The sequence below is a fragment of the Oryzibacillus soli genome (assembly GCF_051594765.1).
Classification (GTDB): Bacteria; Bacillota; Bacilli; order Paenibacillales; family NBRC-103111; genus Paenibacillus_AR.
Map to the genome: position 1 here is coordinate 337,189 of NZ_JBPPGJ010000001.1, position 23,805 is coordinate 360,993.

The window sequence follows — 23,805 nt, forward strand, 5'->3', positions numbered from 1 at the left end:
CCTCCTTTTTTCGATACAGATATAGAAAAACCTCCAATAAATAATATTGGAGGTTTTGACAATTGACACATTTATCCCTAATTTTATCCTTTCCGCTTCCTCATCATGTCAAAAGGTGCGACCGGCTGCGCCGTAGCCAGCCGGACCCGCTGCATCGGATGGCGTGCGGCGTCCAGCACATGCCCTTCTTCGTCGCGGATGGTATCCACCTTCATCTTGAAGAAGGTGCCGCCCGGACCAAAAAATTCCACCTCTTGTCCCGGCTTGAAGTGGTTCCGCTGCTGCACCGTGGCGATCCCGGCTGCCTCATCGTAGTCCACAACCAGTCCGGCAAAATCGTAGTCGATCATCTTCTCTTCCGGACCGAAGATATGATCTTCGTGGCCCGGCTCGTCGAAGAAGAAGCCGGTATTCAGCGGCCGGTTGGCGGCTTTGTGGATCTCGTCCACCCATTCCTGCTTCAGGGAATAGCCCTCCGGATCCGACATATAAGCATCGATGGCCTGACGGTACGCATTGACGACGGTGGCTACGTAATGAATGCTCTTCATCCGGCCCTCGATCTTGAAGCTGTCGACTCCCGATTCCACCAGCTCCGGAATGTGCCCGATCATGGCCAGGTCCTTGGCTCCCATGGTGAAGGGATCGTCGGATTCGGTGAACAGGGCCGCATGCTCCTCTCCGGCACCCTCGGTGAACAGATCGTACTTCCACCGGCAGGACTGGCAGCAGCCGCCGCGGTTGGAATCCCGGTCCGTGAAATGGTTGGACAGGACGCAGCGGCCGGACCAAGAACTGCACATGGCCCCGTGGATGAAGGCCTCGATCTCAATGTCCACGTTGCGCTTGATCTCGAGGATCTCCTCCAGATTCGCCTCCCGGGCAAGCACCACCCGGTCCACGCCCTCATCCTTCCAGAATTGAACGGTCCGCCAGTTCATGGTGGATTGCTGGGTGCTCAGGTGAAGCTCCAGCTTGGGAGCCGCTCTTTTGCACGTCTCGATGATGGCCGGATCCGCCACGATTATGGCGGCCACCCCTGCATCCTGGAGGTTCCGGAGGTATTCGTCCAAGCCGGCGATATCCTCATTGTGGGCGTAGATATTCGCGGCCACGAAGACCTTTGCCCCGTAACGGGCGGCGAATTCGACGCCCTCTCTCATTTCCTCGAAGGAAAAGTTGTCCGCACTGGAACGCAGACCGTACTTTTGCCCTCCGATATAGACGGCGTCGGCCCCGTAATGGACCGCAAATTTCAGCTTTTCCAGGCTGCCCGCCGGCGCCAGAAGCTCCGGCTTCTTCAGCTTGCGGGTATGCTGCTGCTTGACCAAGGTCCCTTGCGTTTCCATTCTAGCAACACCCCTTTCTTAATAAACCTGCTCTTTATAGTAGAATCCGAAGGACAGCGGTCTGCCCTCCGGCTGTACGGCTTCGATCGCATCCAGCCATTCCTGGCGGAACTCATACCGGTCCGGGTCCGCCGCATACGCGTCAATAGCTTTCCGGTAGGAACGAAGTACCGTTATATTGTATTCCCGGCTCTTCAGGAGGCTCTCCACCTTTAGACTGTCCAAGCCGCCCTCCAGGAGCTCATGAAGATTCTCCAGCATGCACAGGTCATCCCCGGACATAATATGGGTCCCGCCGGCATCCTCGTACACGGGGTAACGTTCGTCCTGACGCTCCTCCTCCACGAGATAGAGCTTCCGCTCCTGGGAACAATCCTCTTCCGGCGACACCTGCTTGCCCTGGTGCTCCAAGTAGTTGGTCACCATACGCCGCTTCGAGTGAAAAATATTCGTGGCCCCATGTACTTGGACCTGAACCTCCACCCGGCTATGCCGCTTGAATTCCAGCACCTGCTCCAGATTCAGCTCCCTGGCCAGGATGGCTCTGGTGGCTCCCTTGGAGCCCCAATAATTGGCGGTGACATAGTTGGTCGCCGTCATTTCGGGATTCCAGTGAAACGCCAAGCCCGACAGATCGGCTTCCCGGGCAGCCGCCAGTACGGCGGGATCACCGAACACCACGGCATCCGCTCCTGCCTCGGCAGCCTTCCTAAGATAGGTTGGCAACCCCGGCAGCATGTCATTCTCCAGGATCCGGTTGGCGACCACGTACAGCTTGGCGCCGCGGCTGTGGGCCAGAGCCGCTGCTTCCTTCCAATCCTCCGGCCCCATGTTACCCGGGAGCCTCATGCCGTACCGATCGTCTCCTACCTGCACCGCATCGGCACCCGCTTCTACATAATCGGCTAGCTCCATAAGAGACCCGGCCGCAGTAACTAACTCCGCCTTCATCAACGCTTGCACCTCCGACAGCGGCCAAACGGTTGTCCGTCCGGCAAGCACTGTTATCGTTTATGGGTTCTTGCTGCTGTTCGCAATGTTCTTCTTATGCTCTTCGAAGGTCTCGGCGAACAAGTGCTTGCCCGATCCATCCTTCTTCGTCACATAGAACAGATAAGGGGTGGTCTCTGGCCACAGCGCCGCCTTCACCGATGGAAGACCGGGGCTTGCGATAGGTCCCGGGGGCAGGCCCGGATGCAGATACGTATTGTACGGGCTTTCGATCTGCAGGTCCTTCTCGAAGATTCTTTCCTTTGGCTTATCGAACAAATATTGAATCGTGGCATCGATCTGCAGCGGCATCTTTTGCTGGATGCGGTTATAGATGACACCGGCCACCAGCGCCCGCTCCTCATCCGCGGCAACCTCCCGCTCGATGAGGGAGGCAACCGTCAACAGCTGATGGAAGGTCAGTCCGCGCTTCTCCAGTTGAGCTTCCCAGCCCTCCGGAAGCAGCTTCAGCTTCTTGTCCCATTCTCCCAGCATCCGGTTCAAGATCTCTTCTTCAGTGCTGCCCTTCTTCATCTCGTAGGTCTCTGGAAACAGATAGCCCTCCAGCCGGTGCTTGTAGCTCCCGTTCGCCGGAATCCCCTCCGTCCGGGGGGCGGTTCCGGCCGGCGGGGAGTCAGCAAGGGTCAGGAAGCGATCCTTGGCTGCGATTCCTTCTTGGCTTAGTTTGTCCGCAATCTGGGACACCGTATAACCTTCGGGAATCGTAAAGCGGAGCATCTCTTCTTTCACCACATCCCCGCGGTTCAGCTTGGCGACGATCTCGCCTTGGGTCATGCCTGGGGTTAGCTCGTACACGCCCGCTTGGAACCGGGTGCCCTCATTCTTATATTTCAGATATAGCATGAATGCCCATTCTTGACGGATGATACCCTCGTGATGAAGCAGGCTGGCTATTCCGGCGGAGCCTGTTCCCTGTGGGATCGTGACGCGAACCGTCTCGCCGGGCGCTGTCGGCTGCATCTCCCGGTTCAGGTAATAAACTCCTGCACCTGCCGCCGCTGCAGCAAGAAAGAGGAGAATCCCGAGGATTCCAAGCACCCGCTTCCATATCCGCCGTTTCGGCGGAGCTTCTTCGTAGACGTCCTTTTCCAAACTCCGGTCCCCCTCGTTACCCAAAAGAAAAGAGCGACTGATGGGTCGCCCTTGTTCATCGTACCATATTTTGTTCCCGGATTCCATTGAAGCGGACCCCAGCTTATTCGAAGGACACTGTCATTTCATCGTACAGCTCCAACACCGTTTCCCATTCCTCGTCGTCCTCGACGGTTTCCAGCTGAAGCTCCCCCTGCTCATCGGAGATGATTCGGAACAAGGCCAGCTCCTCCTCCCGCTTCATGGCATCCGATTGGAGAACCGCATATAAACGGCCATCCAGCTCGAATTCCTTCAAGACGCGGTAAGGCTCGGAATCTGCTCCGTCGTCCAAGGTCACCTCTTCACCGAAGGCTTCCTTCAAGAGAGTGACGGGCTTCACGTCGGATACCTGATACGTCTTCATTTAGACTCCTCTTCTTCCATCTCATCCATCAACGTGTTGAAGGTTTCTTCCACAATGTTCCATTCCTCTTCATCGTCGATGGTGAACAGCTGAAGATCGTCTCCGTCCTCTTCGTAGCGGAAGGCATAGACCTCGTCACTTTCCTCTTCGTCTTCGGCAACGACCGGGACCAGCATCATGTACTTCTTATCGCTGCCATCCACCTCGAAGCGCATGACGACCTCGAACTCTTCCTCGTTCCCTTCCTCGTCAGGGATATAAATGATTTCCGGTTCTTCATCCTGCAGCGGTTTGTTCGACATCGCACCTCAACCTTTCGATTTGGAATCCAAATATCCTTGCAGTATGATAGCGGCGGCCATCTTGTCGATGACCTGCTTTCGCTTTTTACGGCTGACATCCGCCTCCAGAAGCGTTCGCTCCGCAGCCACGGTTGTCAGTCTTTCATCCCACAGATGAACAGGCACTTGTAGTATGTCTCGAAGGGTATTGGCAAATGCGATGCAAATTTCCCCGCGGGGACCAATGGTCCCGTTCATATTCTTAGGAAGACCCACCACAACCTCCGTAACCTGCTCGGCCGCGGCGAGCTGGCGGATCTTCTCCATATCTTCCTCCGGCTTACGGCGTTCCAACACGGAATGGCCCTGGGCGGTCCAGCCCATCTCATCGCTAAAAGCCACACCGATTCGGCGGTCGCCGTAATCCAGTCCCATCAGACGCATCAGGGTGATCTCCCTTATTTTTTGTTCTGGGAGAGATATGACCGCACCAACTCTTCAATCAGTTCGTCCCGCTCTCTCTTGCGGATCAAGCTCCTGGCGTTATTGTGCCTTGGAATGTAAGCAGGGTCGCCGGAGAGCAAATAACCCACGATCTGATTGATCGGGTTGTACCCCTTCTCCTGCAGCGCATCATATACCGCAAGCAGCACTTCCTTCGGGGACGTCTCGACCCCTTCGCCTACGACATCGAACTTCATCGTTTTGTCCATGGAACTCATGACCGGCACCTCCCGTGCAAAATCGCAGTTTGGATGGAGCACAATTCACTTGATACTGGGATATATTCTCCAACCGCCTTATAAATTCCTTTATTTGGCGGAAAAAACGAGGTGCTTAAACCGATGCCCCTTGTTTGGCTACAAGCTCCTGCACCAGACCCAATGCTTCGGCCAGCTTGGAGGGATCCTTGCCTCCGGCCTGTGCCATATCCGGCCGGCCGCCGCCGCCTCCGCCGCATACTGTGGCCGCTTCCTTCACCAGCTTGCCGGCGTGGAAGCCCTTCTGCACCAGGTCCGGCGTTACGGCTGCCACCAGGTTCACCTTGTCCTCCTGGACGGAGCCCAGGACGATGACGGCAGACCCCAGCTTCACCTTCAACGAGTCCACCATGTTCCGCAGCGAGTCCATATCGCCGGCTCCCACTTGGGCCGCCAATAGCTGGACACCGCCTACGCTCTGCAGCTTATCGGTCAGGCTGCCGGCCTCGGCTTGGCTCATCTTGGCGCGCAGGGATTCGTTCTCGCGGGACAGCTCCTTCACTTGGGCCAAGACGGCATCCACCCGCTTCGGCAGGTCGTTGACGTTGGTCTTCAGAAGGGCTGCCGACTGCTTCAGCAAGTCGAGCTGCTGATCCAGGTACTCGTAAGCCATCTTCCCGGTTACGGCCTCGATCCGGCGGACACCGGAGCCGATGCCGCTCTCGCTTACGATCTTGAAGAGGCCGATCTGGGCCGTAGAAGTCACGTGGCAGCCGCCGCACAGCTCGATGCTGTACTCTCCGACGCGTACCACGCGAACGACGTCGCCGTACTTCTCGCCGAACAGTGCCATGGCCCCCAGCGCCTTGGCGTCATCGATCGGCATACTGCGGATATCGACGTCGGTGCTTTCCCAGATCTGGCGGTTCACCCGTTCTTCGATATCCTGGAGCTCCTCGGCGCTGATGCTGCCGAAGTGGGAGAAGTCGAAGCGGAGTCGCTCGGCGGATACCAGGGAGCCGGCCTGGTTGACGTGTTGGCCCAGCACTTCCTTCAGCGCCTTGTGCAGCAGGTGTGTGGCGGTATGGTTCTTCACGATGTGGCTGCGGTTGGTGCGGTCCACTTGGGCACTCACGGTCATTCCGGAACGGATCGCGCCCTTCTCGACCTTCACGGTCATGACATGCTGTCCATGTGGGGCTTTGGACACCTCGCTGACCTCGGCCGCCAGGCTGTCGCCTGCGATCATGCCAGCATCGCTGACCTGGCCGCCGGATTCGGCGTAGAACGGAGTGCGGTCCAGGATCACTTGGGCTACAGAGCCCGCGGGAGCCTCGTCGACCAGCTCATTGTCTACAATGACGGCGATGACCGCAGCATCAACTATCAGATCAGTATAACCAACAAATTCGCTTTTATCCGTAAAATCCGCCAACGGTCCGCCCTGGACCTTCATGCTCTCGGTGACTTGACGTCCGCTGCGTCCCAGCTCCCGCTGCTTCTCCATCGCCTGGTCGAAGCCATCGCGGTCAACGGTCAGCCCTTGCTCAGCTGCGAAATCCTCGGTCAGGTCGAAGGGGAAGCCGTAGGTATCATACAGCTTGAAGGCGTCTGCCCCGCTGATGACGGTGCTGCCGCTTGCCTTGGCCTTCTCGGCCAATCCGCTCAGGATCGCCAGGCCGTCGGACAGCGTCTCGTGGAAGCGCTCCTCCTCGGTGCGGATCACCTTCTCGATGAACTCCCGCTTCTCCACCACCTCGGGATAATACACGCCCATGATCTCGCCGACCACCGGGGTCAGACGGTACAGGAACGGCTTATCCATGCCCAGCACGACCTTGCCGTAACGGACAGCCCGGCGGAGCAGCCGGCGGATGACGTAGCCTCGGCCCTCGTTGGAAGGCAGCACCCCGTCGCCGACGGAGAAGGCTACGGTACGGATGTGGTCGGCCACGACCTTCAGCGCCACATCGGTGTCATTGTCCTTCTTGTACTCGACGCCTGCGATCTTGCAGGTTTCCCCGATGATCGGCATGAACAGGTCCGTATCGAAGTTGGAGTCCACGTCCTGCAGAATGGAAGCGAAGCGCTCCAGACCGGCGCCCGTATCAATGTTCTTATTCGGAAGCGGCGTATAGCTGCCGTCCTTGTTGTGGTTAAATTGGGAGAAGACCAGATTCCAGACCTCGAGGAACCGTTCATTTTCCCCGCCCGGCCAGCATTCGGGATCATTCAGGTCGCCGTACTTGTCGCCGCGGTCGTAGAAGATCTCGGTGCACGGACCGCAGGGGCCCTCGCCGATGTCCCAGAAGTTGTCCTGCAGCTTGTAGATGCGTTCCTCCGGAAGTCCGATCTTCTTGTTCCAGAATTCGAAGGCTTCCGTATCCTCCGGATAAACGGTAACTGACAGGCGGTTCGGATCGAAGCCGATCCATTGCGGAGAGGTCAGGAATTCCCACGCCCACGTAATGACCTCTTCCTTGAAATAGTCGCCGATGGAGAAGTTCCCCAGCATCTCGAAGAAGGTGTGATGCCGGCGGGTCTTGCCGACGTTCTCGATGTCGTTGGTCCGGATGCACTTCTGTGCGTTGGCGATCCGGGGGTTCTCCGGCTTCACGCGGCCGTCGAAGTAGGGCTTGAGCGGTGCCATGCCCGCGTTGATCCACAGGAGTGACGGATCATTGTGGGGTACGAGCGAGGCGCTCGGTTCGATTTTGTGTCCCTTCGAGGCGAAGAATTCCAGCCATTTGCTTCTGATCTCACTAGCTTTCATGTGACAATGCCCCTCCCGATTAAGTGTAGAAAAAACAAAAATCGCCCCTGTTGACAGGGACGATGATGATCGCGGTACCACCCTGGTTATTGCGGGGCCGATCAAGCCCTGCGCAATCTCCTTCGTTCGGAATGTAACGGTTCGCCCCCGGCGGAGTTCATCCGCACTCCGGAAACGGCTTCGGCCATCCTTCGCCACAAAGGTTCTTACAGCCGGTACGGAAGGCCACTGGGGCCAATCCTCCGGAACCTTCTCTCTGCCTGGCGGTCTACGGCGTACTTCTTTTCCGTCAACGCTTTGTGATGCTATCCGAAGATGCATTCGTTCCAAATTATAGCGAACAGGCGGTCGCTTGTCAACTTTTGGCCGGGAAGCCTGCGGTCTAGGTCGTTTTTCGCTGGATAAAGTAGTGGGAGACGTGGGAGAAGATGACCTTCATCACCGCGAACAAGGGCACGGCCAGAATCAAACCGGGTACTCCCGCAACCCTTCCTCCTACCAGAAGGGCGAAGATAATGGTGAGCGGATGCATATGCAGCGTACGGCCCACCACCTGAGGCGAGATGACGTTGCCCTCCAGCAGCTGACACAGCCAGTTGACGAGCAGCACGTACAGAACCATCTTCCAAGAGATCGAAGCCGCCATCAAGGCGGCCGGGGCCGCTCCCAGATAAGGACCTAAGTACGGGATGATGTTGAACACCGCTACCACGGACGCCAGCAGCAGGGGAAACGGCATGTCGATGAGCCAATAGCCCACATACGCCATGAAGCCGATGATGATGCATACGAGGAATTGTCCCCGAATGTAGTTGCCGAGAGCCTCATCGATCTCGAACAGAAGCCGCGTTACGTGGCGCCGGTTCCTCTTCGGGACAACGGCCAGCACTGTTTTCTCGATGAGCTGGAAGTCCTTCAGAATATAGAACGCCACGAACGGAATGATCTGCGCAAAGAACAGAAGATCGATCTTATCCCCGATATTGTTGATGTAATTGGACACCCAGTCGCTGATGCCCGTCTCCAACTTGTACAAGGAGTTGTTGATCCCGGATCGCACGCTGTCAGGCAGCATCTCGCTTTCGTTGAAGCGGTCGATCATTCCCTGGGCCTTGATCGTAAAATCCGGCATGTTCTCGTTTAGCTGGGTCAGCTGTGTCATGAACATGGGGATCATGTTCATCATGATGACCGTCAGCGAGGCCAGGAACACGGCATAGATGAGCAGCACCGCCACCGTCCGCGGCACCTTGCGCCGATTCAACAGCACGACGATGGGATTCAGCACGTACGAGATGATCATGGCGATGATGAACGGAGCCAGCACCGCCCGCAGGAATGCATAGATCCCGCCCAGAATCGGCCGGATGAGCCACAGCATGTACAGGATCATGAGACCAAGCAGAAGGTAGATCATATAGCGGAACCCTTTGTTCCGGTAGAACTCTTCCATTCCCGGCACCACCTTCGTCCAAGCGGCAGGCACGTCCCGCCGTTTACCCATACAGTATATGTACGAGCCAGCGAAAATACCCCACAAAGTGAAGGCTTGGCTCTTTATGAATAAAAAGACCCTCCTGCATGCAGCGCGGAAAATCCGCGTGCAGGCCGGAGGGTCTTAAGCATCCCGTCAATTGGCATGGACTTGAGGCAATTCCTCTTCGAAGAACAGATCGTCCAGCGAGCTGAGCGTCCCGTCTTCCTCTACTTGGTACACCGACATCTTCTCGCCGTTTACCGTCAGTTCGATAAAGCAGCCCCAGCAGTAAAACTGGTGGGAGCCGATCTTGCCAATATCCTTCGAATTGCAGTTCGGACACCGCATCGACAAAACGTATCACCCTGTTCTTTAATTAAATTTCCATTCGATTTCTCCAGATGGGGGAACCGGTACGAGAATCATATCCTCTCCCCGTTCCGCTCCCTCGGGAACCGGAATGGATCTGCGGCCTTCCTGCAGATCGGTCAACAAACCGTCCGAGAGTTCAAACCCTATTATCGAGTCTTCCATTTTTTGCGAAAAATAAACGTCCTCCAGGTGGCCCATTTGAACTCCTTCGGCGGAGATCAAAGGCAATCCCTTCAGCCGGCTCTTCCCATAGCACAAAAAGTACACGCCGGGCACCTGCTTATACTTCCGCACCGATTGCTTGCCGTCCACCATGACGGCGTCGTGTCCGATGGTCCGGACGTCCTTCCATTCCACCACCCGGGCGGACGTAAACCATGACGCATAGTCCAGCACGATCCCGCGCATGTCCCATGCCCGGTCCACCAGCACGTCTCGAACGGTACCAAGCCGTCTCCCGCTGACATAATCCAACACGGGAAGTCCGATCAAACCCCGTGCACCCCGCAAATGGTGTCACCCCTTCAACGATAACCTTCGGCTTGCTCTACTCATTTTTTACCGTAGAGCCCAAAATATCCGCCGAACCGTCACAGATTGCGAAGGGTCCTGCCCTTATTTACGCAGCCGATTGACAATGGTTCCAACAATTTGGCATGCGCGGTCTATTTCTTCAGCATTTGTGGTGCTTCCGAAGCTGAATCGAACCGCAGAGCCCGCTACCTCCGGCGGGAGACCCATGGCCACCAGCACATGGGATAGCTCCAAGGAACCGGAGGTGCATGCGGAACCGCTTGCAGCGGCTACTCCTTGAAGATCCAGATTCATAAGCAGCGTCTCGGTGGAACATCCGGGGAAGCTGACGTTCAGAATATGGGGAAGCCTCTGGGCTGGGTCCTCGGGACCGTTCACGACGAAGCCGTCGGCTCCCAGTTCACGAACCAGACCATCTATCATCCGGCTCCGAAGAGCTTCCATCCGCTGGCGCTTGTCCTCCAGACCATCGTGCGCCAGCTTCACCGCTTCGGCGAAACCGGCTATACCTGCCGGATTCTCGGTGCCCGCCCGCTTCTTGCGTTCCTGGGAGCCTCCCAGCAGCTGGGGCTCCAGCTTGGTCCTGGAGCTGCAGTACAAGGCCCCTACGCCACGCGGACCGCCGATCTTATGAGCCGAGAAGCTCATCAGATCCACATGGACGGAGGAGAGATCGATGGGCTCCATCCCCAGAGCCTGAACGGCATCCACATGGAATAGAACACCATGCTCTCGAGCCAGAGAACCGGCTTCGGCAATCGGCTGAATAGCTCCGACCTCGTTATTGCCGTACATCATGCTGATGAGCAGCGTCTCTGGACGGATAGACGAGCGGAGCTTGTCCAAGGAGATAAGACCAGTCGTATCTACTGGCAAGTAAGTAACGGTGTAGCCCAGCTTCTCCAGGCGGCTGCATGTATGCAGGACGGCGTGATGCTCCACGGCGGTGGTAATGATGTGGTTTTTCTTCGATGCAGGGACAACAGCCGTGCCGAACAAGGCCAGATTGTCGCTCTCGGTACCGCCGCCGGTGAAGATCAGTTCCTTGCTGGAGCAGCCCAAGAATCGGGCAATGGCATCCCGGGAGACGGTAACGGTGCTCCGCGCCTCTCTCCCGAAACGGTGAAGGCTGGACGGATTGCCGTATTGCTCCCGGAGGAGCGGCAGCATCGCGTCCAGCACTTCAGGCAACAGCGGCGTTGCAGCCGCATGGTCTAAATAGATCGGATTCATATCCTTCACCCGGTACACGTGTATTAAATATAGAACATGTAGTTATCGAGATGTCCGTCGTCCTTGAACTCCACCAGATAGGCCAGAGTTGTCGTATCCAGCACGTCGGCGATGGCGTCACGGATGCGGATCCAGAGATCCCGCTTGGCCGGATCATCCTCATCGGTGAAATCCACCGGGCTAATAGGTCCTTCCAGTACCCGGATGATATCCCCGGAGGTGATACTTTCCGGTGTCTTCGACAGAATGTAGCCGCCGTACGCTCCCCGTATGCTCTTCACCAGACCGGCGTTGCGAAGCGGTGCGATCAGCTGCTCCAGATAGTGCTCAGAGAGCTGGTGCTTCTCGGCGATGCTCTTAAGCGATGTTGGCCCTTCCCCGTTCTTGGCGGCCAGCTCCATCATTATGGTCAGGCCGTAACGGCCTTTGGTCGATATTTTCAAGTAGAGACACCCCAAATCACAGTGTTGGATATATAGGAAAGATTCATAACGGCGGTTTCCGGTCCCTACCATTGTGCCATCCGGAGAGACATTCTAAACCGTTCGAACCGACTTTTATCTTGAGTCAAGCGGTATATTCAAGAATCCGATAAAAGAATTTTTACCCACATCATTAATATGTTATCATAATTGCAATCCTCTTGGGAACCTAACTATGTCAACTTCATGAAAAAAATGCTTCCCGCGTATCAGAATGATACAATAGTAGGAAATGCGTTTCGACAAGAAAGGATTGGAGCAAGATGAAATCACCACAGGACACCCGCGTCGTGCTGGGCATGTCGGGAGGCGTGGACTCTTCCGTTGCCGCGCTTCTATTAAAGCAGCAGGGCTACGACGTCATCGGGGTATTCATGAAAAATTGGGACGATACCGACGAATTCGGCCACTGCACTGCAGAGGACGACGCCGAAGACGTGCGCCGCGTTGCGGAGCAGATCGGCATCCCTTACTATACGGTAAACTTCGAACGCGAGTATTTCGACAAGGTGTTCGAATATTTTCTGGAGGAATACCGCCGGGGTCGGACGCCTAATCCGGACGTCATGTGCAACCGGGAGATCAAATTCGGCGAGTTTCTCCAGAAGGCTCTGGACCTGGGTGCCGATTATATCGCCACCGGACACTATGCACGCGTCGAACAGGTGAACGGCGTCTATCGCCTCCTGCGCGGCATGGATCCCGGCAAGGACCAGACCTACTTCCTGAACGCACTGAACCAGTACCAGCTGAGCAAAGCCATGTTCCCCATTGGTCATCTACCGAAGCCGCAGGTCCGGGCCATCGCCGAAGAAGCGGGCTTGGCCACCGCCAAGAAGAAGGACAGCACCGGCGTATGCTTCATCGGGGAACGCAATTTCAAGGAGTTCCTGAGCCAATATTTGCCTGCCCGTCCCGGTGAGATGCGGACCTTGGACGGCGTACTGAAGGGCCGCCATGAAGGCCTCATGTACTACACGCTGGGTCAGCGGCAGGGTCTCGGCATTGGCGGTTCGGGTACCGGCGAGCCATGGTTCGTCGTAGACAAGGATCTGGAGCATAACATCCTGTATGTAGCCCAGGGTGATGACTCGCATCTGTATTCGGTATCCCTGACCGCAACGGACGTGAATTGGATGCCGGGCGGAACTCCTCCAGCCGAAGTGCGCTGTACCGCCAAGTTCCGCTACCGCCAGCCCGACCAAGGTGTAACCGTTCGGTTCCATCCGACCGACCGGACATGCGAGGTGCTGTTCGACGTTCCACAGCGGGCGGTCACTCCGGGACAAGCCGTTGTCTTCTACGATGGCGAGCTTTGCCTTGGCGGCGCCACCATCGACCGTATCGCGAGAAAATAAGGCGGAGCCGGGTTTACTTTATGGGGGTTAAGACATAATAACCGAGGGCCGAAGAGGACCCGCTACTCTCAACCATAAAGGAGACCCGAATCCGAATGTACAACTCTATTCAGAACACCGTTCAGCAAGTGAACCAGTGCACCTCCTTGATCCAGCAGCTCATGCAGCAAACCGACCAATCCAACCGCATGTACCAGCAAATGCTGCAGCAAGAGCAGCAAAATGCCCAAACCCTGGAGCAGCTGGCTCAACGTGAGCGCCAAGCCGTGCAGAATCTTCAGATCGCCCTGCAAGGCCATCAAGCCGCTTTGCAGAAGATGAACCAATGTCTGAACATCTGCAGCCAGCTGGAGCAAGTGGTATCCACCACCTTCAACTCCATCGCTAACTCCCAGTCCTACATGAGCAACCCGAACCAATATTCCAACAGCCAATACTCCAACCAGTATTAATCGGGGACTCCTCCCATTCGAAGAGGCCGCTGGCAAATGCCTGCAGGCCTCTTTTTTGGGGGATCCTCCCGCTCGTCAGATCGTCCATTGGTTATGGACCATAGCGGATAAGTACCACGTATCTCCCTTCTTCTCGAAGACCAGGCTGAGACTGGCCCAGTCCTGCCCCGCCAGCTTGGTGTCGAAGCCGTTGAAATAATACTCCACCACAATCGCCCCCGGATAAACCTCCCGAATGTTGTTCTTGGTATTGCTCTTCCCGAAGGTTTCGTTATAGCCGGTCTTCTCCGGCTTGGCATAATCGTGATTGTACAGGAACTTGTCGTAGAATTGGGCGAATGTCAGCTTGATCGGTTCTCCGGACCCGTCGTAACTGCCCCATTCCCGGGTACTTGGATCAGCTGCAAGCTTCGCAACCTGCCCCTTCGGGAAGACGATATCCTTCTTCACGTCGACATAGCAGTAAGGGGACAGACGAAGCCCTTGGTCCGGATGGACCAGCTTCTCCAGTCCGGTCCAATCCTTGCTCTTGATCGCTGACATGGTCTCCTTGGCCCTCTCCTCAATCGCCGCCTTCGCAGCCGCGGAAGTGAGACTGCTTGAGCTGGGGGCTGGAGAAGAGGGAGCGGAAGCCTGCGTTTTATGCGGACTCACGGCCGGCTTGGCTGAAGCGGCCGGAGACGGTGACGCCGAGGGCTTCGTGCTAACGGGCGATCCCGTAGCGGCAGTTGTAGGCGTCGAAGACGCGATAACCGACGGGATCGGTGTACGTGCTGCCCCCTCCCCATTCTCCGTTCCGGAGCAGCCCGCGGCTGGCAGAGCCAACAAGATCAAGCTGATCATCCATTTTTTCATGTTCGCTCCTCCTCCATTCCGTTGCTATTCCTTTGACGGCGGCGACACCGTAAAAGTTTCAACAAAATGCCGCCCAAGCTACTTCCACCGTATGTCAGGATTAGACTTTCTCTGATATAATGGCATCAATTAACAATCCAAGCAGCATATGACGACAGCGCAGCGGAGAGTGAGAGTATGAGAGAACGGAACAGGTTTACTTGGCTACTCGCAGCAGCGGGGCTAACTTCTCTTCTTATCGCTCTGGCGACCTTGTTCACAAGCGAGAGTCCTTGGATAATTCTTCTCGTATGCCTGGGATTATCCTTCATTACTCTTTTTCCTGTAAAACTCCCTAACGGTTTCTTCTACACTTTTGACCATATTCCCGCTGGTTACTTGATTATGGCATCGGATTGGAAACTCGCCATCATACCACCCATCGTCGGACTCATCGCAATTAGTATCCGTTATAGGGCTAAGTTCCGTCCGTTCCGGTTGTTTGTGACTCTAGGCATGTATTCGATAGCCTTTTTCGCTGCCAGTTACATCGAACCTATGCCTCAGCCGTCTCATTCGTTCATTCATGTTATAGCGATGGTCATCACGATAGAACTCATGAATCTGGCTCTTAATAAAGGTATTCAAGCCAGTGTTTTGGGCACAAATATGCTGAATACTCTGACCTGGATCCCAAACATGTACCATATCTCGTTTAATCTATTTTCATGCCTTCTGATCTTCCGGTTGATCCATACGGAGTCCTATCTGGACTTGATTCAAGAAATTGTGTTCAGTTGTCTGACCTTATTTATCCTTACGCTCTTATCCCGAATAGCCCTTCAACAGCAAACCCTTTCCGGCGAATTGAGAGAGGATATGCAGAGATTATTCTCTTCGACTGAGCGTATTTTCTGGACATTGGATCTGCAGGGCCGCATCCAATCCTCCAATACTTACTCGGAGATATTATTGGGAATTAATATTCGTCCCGGAACGTACATTTGGGACTTATCAGTTGAATCCGAAGAACTGAAACGGTTCTTTCCCCCTTCGTCCGCATGGACGACTGCGGAGGTGGAACTGCACTTATGTCCACCAGACCAGCACAACACCATCCGCCTAACTGCGATACTTTCCCCCTATTTCCGCAATAATCGTATGGCCGGAATCTATCTGGTTGGGAGCATAAAAGAATTTGATGAACCTACAGTTCGACAAGGAAGGAGTTCGCGATGAAGGAACGAAATGCCTATACATACTTTCTGGCAGGAATTGGTGGCGCCTCGATTCTCCTGGCAGTGGGCACCATTATATTAAGCGAACAGCCTTGGGTGCTTCTGCTTGTCACGCTAGGTACTTCACTAGTGGGATTGTTTCCTATTCAGCTGCCCAATCGATTCTGGTATGCGTTCTTCCATGTCCCCTCTCTATTTTTACTAGTGGAATACGATTGGAAAATCGCCATCCTGCCATCGGTAATCAGTATGCTTACATTCCGCACTATCGCAACAAACAAGTTGCCGGGATTTTCCTCATCGGGCGGGTCGTCCATCCTGACGCATCAGATCTCATAGGGAAGGTGATCTTATGAAAGAGAGAAATGCTTATACGTACTTCCTTGCTGCCATCGGATGCACTTCGATTATAGTAACGACATCTGCACTTTTTTTTATTGATAGACCTTGGGATTACTTACTTACCGCGCTAGCCATTTCACTTCTTGGCTTGTTTCCCATCAGGCTACCAAATCGATTCTGGTATACATTCGATCATATATCAGCACTATATATAGTCATTGTTTATGATTGGAAGCTAGCTATTATCCCGTCAATGATCTGCATGCTATCATTAGCTCTCAAAGGATATTTTTCTGAACATCGAGATATAAAACTCATACTTTATCGATTTCTTGTAACCATAGGTAGCTTTACTTTTTCAATCTATGTGACAGGAGTTATTTATTATTCTTTTTCTCATTTTGTACAAAATACGATTATTCTAGTTACTCTACTTACGATTATTATCGATCTGATCTCAAACCTTTTGAATAAATCTATCCAAGTTAGTATTTTGGGTTGGTCCGTTCTTTCGTACAATTCTTTTATACCTAGTTTGTTTCCAACTGTTTTTTGTATTCTATCATCCACCTTCCTGTACCGATTATATTTATCTGATTCGTTCTCAGAAACTCTTCTTGAAGTCAGCATATGCTCATTAACAATCTATATCTTATCTATAGTTGCTAAAATAGCAGTTGATCAAAAAAGTCAATCAGATGAACTTTTAGAATCCCTGAAAAATAGCTATACTTCTACCCGTCAGATATTTATCCATCTGGACTTACATGGGAAGATACTTTCTTCGAACACTATTGCAGAACAAACTATTGGTCTGTCAAATAGCAGCATGTCAAACCAATCCATATGGAACTACGTCGTAGGTAACTCCCACAACATCATGCAATGCTTTGACCAAGCCATTGCTGGGATTTCAGGAGAAATCAATCTCACACTACAAAACTCTGAAAATCAACTTATACCGGTACAAGTCTCATTCGTTCCACATTTCCGAAATAAGCAAGTAGCTGGGATTTTTCTAGTCGGCCGTTTGTGGGATTTATCCATATGTCCGAATGAAAGTTGTCTGAACACCACACCCGGAGGCTAAGAACATGTTGCTGGCACTACTCTTCGTATCCTGTGGTTTGTTAATCAATAAACTATATCCACATAACAACCTAGACAGAATTACTGCAATTATTTTTGTATTATTGGGCGGATATGCACTACTTTATGATAATGGCGCTCTAATCAATTATGGAATTAGACAAGCCCCTATTGGAAATTTTATATGCACCCTTATATCAGGAACTACAACATACTTCTACGTTATCTTAGGAATCCAGGAACCCAATCGTATCCAAAAACAGATTACGGTACTCTTCCTTGTACTTTTATTATTTGGTATCCGTAACTTGATAGGAACTTCATGGACCGGTTGGCCAACTCTGATACTAGGAATAGCGGCGATAATCTTTTCTGTCAGCCAACAGATCCGACGTTTGAAGAATCATTCTCAAGATTCGAACAAAGAAATGCAGCTACACGTTTTGCGAATTATGCTAGGTCTTCCCGTTATATGGGTTTTCTTGGATTCATCAGGGTTATCATTGCCACAAATCTTTGAGTGGATAGTCGCCGCCGAAGCTCTCATATGGAATAGTCTGAGACTACATAAGTTAAAACCTGATGCTATTTTTGGGCAGGTCTATACACCGGACATCAGCCCATCTATTCGAATAGCCCACTCCGGAGTCCAGATTCTGAATCATTCCTTCAAAAATAAGCTGTTAACCATGGAGATGGCCCTTGGAACTATGAAATCCAAACTCCCAGATCCACACCTTATCCAAGAGGAAATGGATCTTATCGAACACTCCATTGATCACCTAAAACACATGGTAAATCGCCTACGGGACCGCACCAAAGAAATCACACTTCATGAAGAAGCCGTCAAACTGGACATACTTCTCAACATGTTACATAATGAAATAAAAACTTCACTACCCGAGAATGTTCAATTTCATATTCGTGATAACCAGTCAGCTGTGATCGTTTGCGACGCAACGCATCTCAAAGAGGTCTTCTTGAACGTGATCCGCAACAGCATCGAAGCCCTTAAGAACATGACGGGAACCATACAAGTTTATTTACCCCCTCCCTTACCGGGGTCGTGGCTCACCATCTGCATCGAGGATAACGGTCCGGGAATTCCCAACGGGAGTCTGCACCGGGTATTCGAACCTTACTTCACGACGAAAGCGGGAAAAAGTAATTTCGGGCTGGGATTATCCTACTGTTACAATGTCATGCGAGCCAGTCAAGGTTCAATAAAGATAAACAGCAGTCAAGGCAAGGGCACCACGGTTGTTCTAAGCTTCCCACCTCAGAAGGTACTTGTGTATCCCTCTACCCATATAAGATAAGCAACGGGACGGCCATTACAGGCCGCCCCGTTTTACTTTATCGATGGCTTCTTTGGTTGAAGAAACATGAAGCTTCCTAAGAATCGATTTAATTTGGGTCTTGATAGTATCCTCTGTCTTTCCCAAAGTCTCCACAATCTCCATCCGATTCTTGCCTTGCTTCAGTTGGGCAAATACGTCCCTTTCAGCAGCGGTTAATGCGGAAAGGGTTTGCTCTTCCACCAATCTGCGATATTCCTCCAGGAGAGTATTGATCGGATTCGGTCCGTCCTTCATTACATTATGGATCACGGACACCAGGTCCTGATAATCGCTTTTGAGCAAATATCGGGAGGCCCCTGCGGTATAAGCCTTCAGGATCACATCCTGATCTTCCACGGAGGTTAAGAAAATGTATTTTAGAGGCGGTCCCTTCCTCTTCTCTCGTATCTCCTGTATGACCTGGATTCCGTCATATACAGACTGTTCCAAACAACAATCCACCAGAAGCACATCCAAGTTCTCTTCACGTAATCCGAACCGAATCCCACTAGGAATATCTGAGGCTGAACCTACCGTAATCATTCCCGGTTGCTGTCCGATATAGCCCATTAATGCATGAAGGAAGAGCAGATCATCCTCGATGATTCCAATCCGAATCATGGAAACCACTCCAAATGAATTATTAATTCCAGTTCTTAGTATCTTTCAGGGGTGATAATTTATCACCCTGACATCCGACTAAAGGACTAGTATAATAGCGGTGTACCATCCCATCGTTTTCCATCCAACTCGCACAACAGTTTCCTTGATATGAAACGGAGAGAATGGAATGCCGGAGAAGAAGTATATCATATGCCAGGGGCGCAGGCCGCTTACGCCCGCTCTACCCGAGAAGATCGCCGATATGGAAATGCACCGCTTAAGCGAATGGTTTTCCGGCTTGAGCAAAGTTGAGGCTTCCGGAATCCCTACGGAGCGACAAGTCAAATCGTATCTGATCTACTGAGTAAACTAGAAGCTCTAGAAAAAAAGCAGGATCCCTTCGGATCACTGCTTTTTTTGGGGGAATTAAACTTCCTGCCCGTGACTGCGGGGGCTCCAGGTAAACTCTACCCATTCATCCACCCGAAGCGGCTTGCTGAAGTAATAGCCTTGGATACAGTCACATTGCTCCGCTTTGACGAACTGGTACTGCTCCTCTGTCTCTATGCCTTCTGCAACGACCTGAAGCTTCAGATCCTTCGCCAACCCGATGATCATGCGGATAATCGCTTCATCGCTGGGATTGCTTCCGATATTTTGAACAAAGGATCGGTCAATCTTCAGATAATCCAAGGAGAAGCGGTTCAGGTAGCTGAGAGACGAGTAACCAACGCCGAAGTCATCCACCGCAATACTGACACCTAACTGCCGAAGATCCTCTAAGATCTGCAGATTGCGGGCCGTATTTCGGATCAAAACGCTCTCTGTCAGCTCAAGCTCCAGCCATTGGGGTTCCAAGCCGGTCTCCTCCAGAATCCGTTCGACGAGGCCGACAAAATTCTCCTGCTGAAGTTGAATGGATGAGATATTAACGGCCATCTTAATAGGCGGATGCCCGTCTAGCTGCCATTGTCTGTTCTGTTTGCATGCGGTTTTTAGAATCCAATTCCCTATCGATAGAATCAGATTATTTTGTTCGGCTATGGGGATAAAGCGTGCAGGAGATACATGTCCAAGAATGGGGTTCGTCCATCTCGCCAGAGCTTCCGCACCGATCACCGAGCCTGTCTTAATATCCACCTGTGGCTGATATTGCAGCCATATCTCTTGATTTTCAATACAATTGCGGAGCAGCATCGAAATCAGCTTGTTATCCTCATGCTCCTTCTGCATATCGGAAGAGAACATCAAGTAGTGGGAGCCTCCTGCGCTCTTCACCCGGTACATAGCGGCATCTGCACGGCTGACTAATTGCTCGCCGGATATCCCGTGTTCCGGGTAGAGGCTTATCCCGATGCTTGGCGTGATGAATACGGGCTGTTCGCCTAACAGAATCGAGTCCTCGAATGCTTGCAGCAGTTTTTTGGAGAGAGCGACACAATCGCTTTCGCTGCCGCCCGGTAGCAGAATTAGGAATTCGTCCCCACCCAATCGTGCAACCACGGCAGGGGGCGGTGCTTTTTCCCGGAGCTTCTGTGCTACCTTGATCAGGAGCATGTCCCCCATGGAATGACCGAAGGTATCGTTCACCGCTTTGAAGTGGTCGAAATCGATAAACAACACACCAATGGTAGAGTTATTCTTCTCCGCCAAGCGGAGCTCGTTATGCATTTGATCCATCATCAGGACCCGGTTGGGAAGACCCGTTATGGAGTCATAGTAGGCCATGGTCTGGATCATCCGGGATGCTTCTTTTTCTATTGTGACGTCTTTGCCGATAATGTAAGCCCCTACCACCTGCTTGTTGACTTGGGTCGGGACACAGATGACCGAGAATTCCCGAACACTTCCGTTGGCATGGAGGACGTGGAATTGTTTGGTATAAGCAGAGCCGTTCAGGAGCTTGGGGAATTCTGATGAAGCAAGATCCCGTTCTCTTGGGTCAAGCAACTGAAATACTGGTTGACCGATCAGTACGGAAGGGTCATAGTCCAGCACCTCGGACAATACAGGATTAGCGGCTAATATGGTTCCCACAGAATCTAAGGTAATTATCAGATCTGGGTTGTTATCATAGAGGGAATTTAATCGTTTACTTTTTTCCTCAACCGCTAAGAGCTGCTTATGATAAGCAGATGTCATATAAGATAAAAGTAAAACGAAGAAACCTATAATACCAAGGCTCCAGAGCCACTTCGAAAAAATTTCTATCAATGTTAATTGGATGACAACTAATGCACATACCAATACAGGTATCAGAAAATTAAGGACCGAATAGAATGAAGGTTTACTGAGTATTGGTTGATTAAATACCGATCTCATAATTCCGTTTCTTAGCAACAAGTTCACCGCATCTGCAGCAAGCGTGATAACAAAAATATTAACAAAAATATTGCTTGAATCTAAGATACGTAAAACTGTAAATGCAACAACCGTATTGCAGGCATACATTCCAAGTGAAACAAAAAAACGGAACCAATTAATTTGAAATCTTGATTTTGCTACGAAATTTGCTAGAGTGCACAGTATTAATGGAAAAAATGAAGGGGCTAAACCATAATTATACAATACATAAATATTGCCTATTGCACTCAAAGAATAATCCATACCGTTTGGTAGTTTGACTGGTATGAACTCAAAGAGAATCGCAATAGCAGATATTGTAATTAATACTCGCCAATCCATTTGATTAGTTTCCGTAAATAATACTGACGATAGTGATACCACGCCGATCGTAAATAAGGTCGAAGTGTAAATGTTAACTTGTTTCATGCGTTCTCCTTGGGGGTGAGTTGTTTAGAACAAACACAACAATCCCTATTCCTACACAGATATCTCCTATACTCAGTACCAGCTTATAAAGAGGAATCCAGTCTCCTAGGAACCAATATTTTGAATCCTGAATTAATTGATGGCGAGCATCATCAGAGGCATATGAGATCTGAGCAATATCCAATGCCCCCCTCAACACAGGCATTCGGCCGCCATTTAATAGAAGAGACATCAAATTCAACGTAGCTCCTGAAAATATCCACTTTATACCGAATGTATTTCTATTAAACCATAGACTTACTATAAGAGATATCAATGTAGCCTCGAATAAGTAGGCATAGTGAACCGGATTCAACCGAAAAAAAACGAATAGAATCACTTGCGACAGGAGTGATCCTATGATAACTAATGTATACCGAAACTTCACTTCATCCAAGCACTTTAAAGGATTACGCCCTGAAATAAAAGCAATTATTATTGCAATTGCAAAGAAGTAATGCATTTTATACACCTTTCATTAAACGAAGAGGAACTAGCATCACTAGTTCCTCCCTTCGGTTTATTAATACCACGGATAGTAGATTACAGAAGCCATAACCATGCATGCTACTACAACAAATCCTACCAAACGACGCATACTAGGTCCCCCTCAAGTAGAATTATACCGATTTTAGTATAACGCCTACTTCCCGTTAGGGGCAATAGTTTATTTGAACTGAATATCATCGAAATATGTCATAACAGAGGCTTTCGGCTTATTTCCTCCGCCGGCGGCGTTCTTGGTTTTGCCTGATTTTGTCTTCCATGCCTTGTTCTGTCGCATGATAGACATGCCGGCCTTCCATCTCCTCGGGCATATAGGCCTGATCCACGTAGTGCCCCGGATAGTCATGGGGATATTGGTAGCCCTTATGTCCGAGGGTGGCTGCGCCCTTGTAGTGGGCGTCTCGCAGATGCATCGGCACGGTAGCTTTACCCGTCTGGGAGAGGGCCGATTGCACATTGCCGAGAGCAACGGCTACGGCATTCGACTTGGGGCTCTCCACGGCGAACAGGATGGCTTGGGCGATATTGTACTGGGCCTCGGGCAGCCCGATCTTCTGATACGCATCCATGGCCGTCACCGCCTGCACCATCGCCTGCGGATTGGCCAAGCCGATGTCCTCGCTGCAGCAGACGATTAGGCGCCGCAGGAAGGTCATCGGGTCCATGCCCAGCTTGTCTACGGCATAGACGTACCAGACCAATGCCGCGTCGGAGGAGCCCCGCAGGCTCTTGTGGAAGGCGGACAGCACGTCATACTGCGTAGACTCGTCCGCCTGGAGCCGGGGCTTGCGGATCGATTCCTCCGCCACGTCCAGTGTGACGCGGATGCGTCCGTCCGCCGAAGGGGACGTGGTCAGGGCGGCCAGCTCCAGCGCGTTCAAGGCCCGGCGAATATCGCCGTTGGCCATGTTCGCGATGTGCTGGATCGCCGCCTCCTCCACGTCCAGCGGCAGGAAGCCCAATCCGCGGTCCGAATCGGCCAGCGCCCGGTGCATGGCGATAAGGGAATGGTCCCGGTTCAGCGCTTCCAATTGAAACAGCGTGGACCGGGACAGAAGTGCGCCATTCACATGGTGATACGGATTCTCCGTCGTGGCACCGATGAAGATGATGACGCCCTGCTCCACCGCAGGCAGCAAGGCGTCCTGACGGGCGCTGTTGAAGCGATGGACCTCGTCCAGGAACAGGATGGTCTTGCGCCCGTACATGGCCTTGTTGGCCTCCGCTTGCTCGATGACCTCTCGTACGTCCTTCACGGAGGCTTCCACGGCGTTCAGCTTGACGAAGACGCCCTGGGTCCGCTGCGAGATGATATGGGCCAACGTCGTCTTGCCGGTGCCCGGAGGGCCGTACAGCAGGATCGACGAGACCCGGTCCGCTTCGATGGCGCGCCGCAGGAGACGGCCCGGACCGACGATATGCTCCTGGCCGATGTATTCCTCCAAGGTCCGGGGCCGCATACGGTCTGCCAGCAGCTTGGCCCCCGAATCCTGGTTCATCTGGTAGGTGAACAGATCCAT

The 23,805-nt window shown here is 52.4% G+C and carries 24 protein-coding genes; 6 read left to right on the forward strand and 18 right to left on the reverse strand.

What is annotated here, in order from left to right:
* Nucleotides 1-83: 83 nt before the first annotated feature.
* The 13 genes from ACSEXW_RS01170 to cymR form a co-directional block, all read right to left on the reverse strand.
* Nucleotides 84-1,349: a peptidase U32 family protein gene (locus ACSEXW_RS01170; RefSeq protein WP_438444249.1), complete on the reverse strand. Its 1,266-nt coding sequence runs from the start codon at nucleotides 1,347-1,349 to the stop codon at nucleotides 84-86.
* 18 nt (nucleotides 1,350-1,367) lie between these two features.
* The gene (locus ACSEXW_RS01175) at nucleotides 1,368-2,300 is read right to left on the reverse strand and encodes a peptidase U32 family protein (protein WP_438444250.1); all 933 of its coding nucleotides are present in this window, start codon (nucleotides 2,298-2,300) and stop codon (nucleotides 1,368-1,370) included.
* A 60-nt stretch (nucleotides 2,301-2,360) separates the two neighbouring features.
* Entirely contained in the window at nucleotides 2,361-3,452 is a 1,092-nt protein-coding gene (mltG, locus tag ACSEXW_RS01180) for an endolytic transglycosylase MltG (RefSeq protein WP_438444251.1), read from the reverse strand.
* Nucleotides 3,453-3,555: 103 nt separating this feature from the next.
* The gene (locus ACSEXW_RS01185; protein ID WP_438444252.1) at nucleotides 3,556-3,858 is read right to left on the reverse strand and encodes a DUF1292 domain-containing protein; all 303 of its coding nucleotides are present in this window, start codon (nucleotides 3,856-3,858) and stop codon (nucleotides 3,556-3,558) included.
* Nucleotides 3,855-4,160, reverse strand: a complete 306-nt coding sequence (locus ACSEXW_RS01190) for a DUF1292 domain-containing protein (RefSeq protein WP_438444253.1) — start codon at nucleotides 4,158-4,160, stop codon at nucleotides 3,855-3,857. The genes ACSEXW_RS01185 and ACSEXW_RS01190 overlap by 4 nt, the downstream gene beginning before the upstream one ends.
* A gap of 6 nt (nucleotides 4,161-4,166) precedes the next feature.
* A complete protein-coding gene (gene ruvX / locus ACSEXW_RS01195) occupies nucleotides 4,167-4,583 on the reverse strand; it encodes a Holliday junction resolvase RuvX (protein ID WP_438444254.1) in 417 nt (138 codons plus the stop codon).
* Between the two features lie 14 nt (nucleotides 4,584-4,597).
* Nucleotides 4,598-4,861 (reverse strand): IreB family regulatory phosphoprotein, encoded by a 264-nt coding sequence (locus ACSEXW_RS01200; RefSeq protein WP_438444255.1) that lies wholly within the window; start codon nucleotides 4,859-4,861, stop codon nucleotides 4,598-4,600.
* 115 nt (nucleotides 4,862-4,976) lie between these two features.
* Nucleotides 4,977-7,613 (reverse strand): alanine--tRNA ligase, encoded by a 2,637-nt coding sequence (alaS, locus tag ACSEXW_RS01205; protein ID WP_438444256.1) that lies wholly within the window; start codon nucleotides 7,611-7,613, stop codon nucleotides 4,977-4,979.
* A gap of 382 nt (nucleotides 7,614-7,995) precedes the next feature.
* Entirely contained in the window at nucleotides 7,996-9,066 is a 1,071-nt protein-coding gene (locus tag ACSEXW_RS01210) for an AI-2E family transporter (RefSeq protein WP_438444257.1), read from the reverse strand.
* 177 nt (nucleotides 9,067-9,243) lie between these two features.
* Nucleotides 9,244-9,438: a YrzR-like zinc ribbon domain gene (locus ACSEXW_RS01215; protein WP_438444414.1), complete on the reverse strand. Its 195-nt coding sequence runs from the start codon at nucleotides 9,436-9,438 to the stop codon at nucleotides 9,244-9,246.
* Between the two features lie 24 nt (nucleotides 9,439-9,462).
* Nucleotides 9,463-9,954, reverse strand: a complete 492-nt coding sequence (locus ACSEXW_RS01220; RefSeq protein WP_438444258.1) for a PRC-barrel domain-containing protein — start codon at nucleotides 9,952-9,954, stop codon at nucleotides 9,463-9,465.
* 123 nt (nucleotides 9,955-10,077) lie between these two features.
* Complete coding sequence (locus ACSEXW_RS01225; protein WP_438444259.1) at nucleotides 10,078-11,229, reverse strand: cysteine desulfurase family protein; 1,152 nt, start codon at nucleotides 11,227-11,229, stop codon at nucleotides 10,078-10,080.
* A 23-nt stretch (nucleotides 11,230-11,252) separates the two neighbouring features.
* A complete protein-coding gene (gene cymR / locus ACSEXW_RS01230) occupies nucleotides 11,253-11,672 on the reverse strand; it encodes a cysteine metabolism transcriptional regulator CymR (RefSeq protein ID WP_438444260.1) in 420 nt (139 codons plus the stop codon).
* Nucleotides 11,673-11,974: 302 nt separating this feature from the next.
* Between cymR and mnmA the strand changes: the two genes are divergently transcribed.
* The gene (gene mnmA / locus ACSEXW_RS01235; RefSeq protein ID WP_438444261.1) at nucleotides 11,975-13,069 is read left to right on the forward strand and encodes a tRNA 2-thiouridine(34) synthase MnmA; all 1,095 of its coding nucleotides are present in this window, start codon (nucleotides 11,975-11,977) and stop codon (nucleotides 13,067-13,069) included.
* A gap of 95 nt (nucleotides 13,070-13,164) precedes the next feature.
* Nucleotides 13,165-13,521, forward strand: a complete 357-nt coding sequence (locus tag ACSEXW_RS01240) for a hypothetical protein (RefSeq protein ID WP_438444262.1) — start codon at nucleotides 13,165-13,167, stop codon at nucleotides 13,519-13,521.
* A 75-nt stretch (nucleotides 13,522-13,596) separates the two neighbouring features.
* Here the strand turns inward: ACSEXW_RS01240 and ACSEXW_RS01245 are convergent, their stop codons facing one another.
* On the reverse strand, nucleotides 13,597-14,376 hold the full coding sequence (locus ACSEXW_RS01245) for a hypothetical protein (RefSeq protein WP_438444263.1): 780 nt from the start codon (nucleotides 14,374-14,376) through the stop codon (nucleotides 13,597-13,599).
* A gap of 177 nt (nucleotides 14,377-14,553) precedes the next feature.
* On the opposite strand from ACSEXW_RS01245, the gene ACSEXW_RS01250 reads away from it, so the two are divergent.
* Genes ACSEXW_RS01250 through ACSEXW_RS01265 form a run of 4 tightly spaced genes read left to right on the forward strand, consistent with a single transcriptional unit; the run spans nucleotide 14,554 to nucleotide 18,343 of the window.
* Entirely contained in the window at nucleotides 14,554-15,594 is a 1,041-nt protein-coding gene (locus ACSEXW_RS01250; protein WP_438444264.1) for a hypothetical protein, read from the forward strand.
* Nucleotides 15,591-15,932 carry a hypothetical protein gene (locus tag ACSEXW_RS01255; protein ID WP_438444265.1) on the forward strand — a complete coding sequence of 114 codons (342 nt, stop codon included), beginning with the start codon at nucleotides 15,591-15,593 and terminating at the stop codon, nucleotides 15,930-15,932. Before ACSEXW_RS01250 ends, ACSEXW_RS01255 begins: the two co-directional genes overlap by 4 nt.
* A 13-nt stretch (nucleotides 15,933-15,945) precedes the next feature.
* Complete coding sequence (locus ACSEXW_RS01260) at nucleotides 15,946-17,025, forward strand: nitrogen regulation protein NR(II) (RefSeq protein ID WP_438444266.1); 1,080 nt, start codon at nucleotides 15,946-15,948, stop codon at nucleotides 17,023-17,025.
* A gap of 4 nt (nucleotides 17,026-17,029) precedes the next feature.
* Entirely contained in the window at nucleotides 17,030-18,343 is a 1,314-nt protein-coding gene (locus ACSEXW_RS01265; protein ID WP_438444267.1) for a sensor histidine kinase, read from the forward strand.
* A gap of 15 nt (nucleotides 18,344-18,358) precedes the next feature.
* Here ACSEXW_RS01265 and ACSEXW_RS01270 read toward each other — a convergent pair whose 3' ends face one another.
* The 4 genes from ACSEXW_RS01270 to ACSEXW_RS01285 form a co-directional block, all read right to left on the reverse strand.
* Nucleotides 18,359-18,985 (reverse strand): response regulator transcription factor, encoded by a 627-nt coding sequence (locus ACSEXW_RS01270; RefSeq protein ID WP_438444268.1) that lies wholly within the window; start codon nucleotides 18,983-18,985, stop codon nucleotides 18,359-18,361.
* Nucleotides 18,986-19,393: 408 nt separating this feature from the next.
* A complete protein-coding gene (locus ACSEXW_RS01275) occupies nucleotides 19,394-21,739 on the reverse strand; it encodes a putative bifunctional diguanylate cyclase/phosphodiesterase (RefSeq protein ID WP_438444269.1) in 2,346 nt (781 codons plus the stop codon).
* Entirely contained in the window at nucleotides 21,726-22,241 is a 516-nt protein-coding gene (locus tag ACSEXW_RS01280; RefSeq protein WP_438444270.1) for a DUF5317 domain-containing protein, read from the reverse strand. The genes ACSEXW_RS01275 and ACSEXW_RS01280 overlap by 14 nt, the downstream gene beginning before the upstream one ends.
* 253 nt (nucleotides 22,242-22,494) lie before the next feature.
* Nucleotides 22,495-23,805, reverse strand: a complete 1,311-nt coding sequence (locus ACSEXW_RS01285; RefSeq protein WP_438444271.1) for a replication-associated recombination protein A — start codon at nucleotides 23,803-23,805, stop codon at nucleotides 22,495-22,497.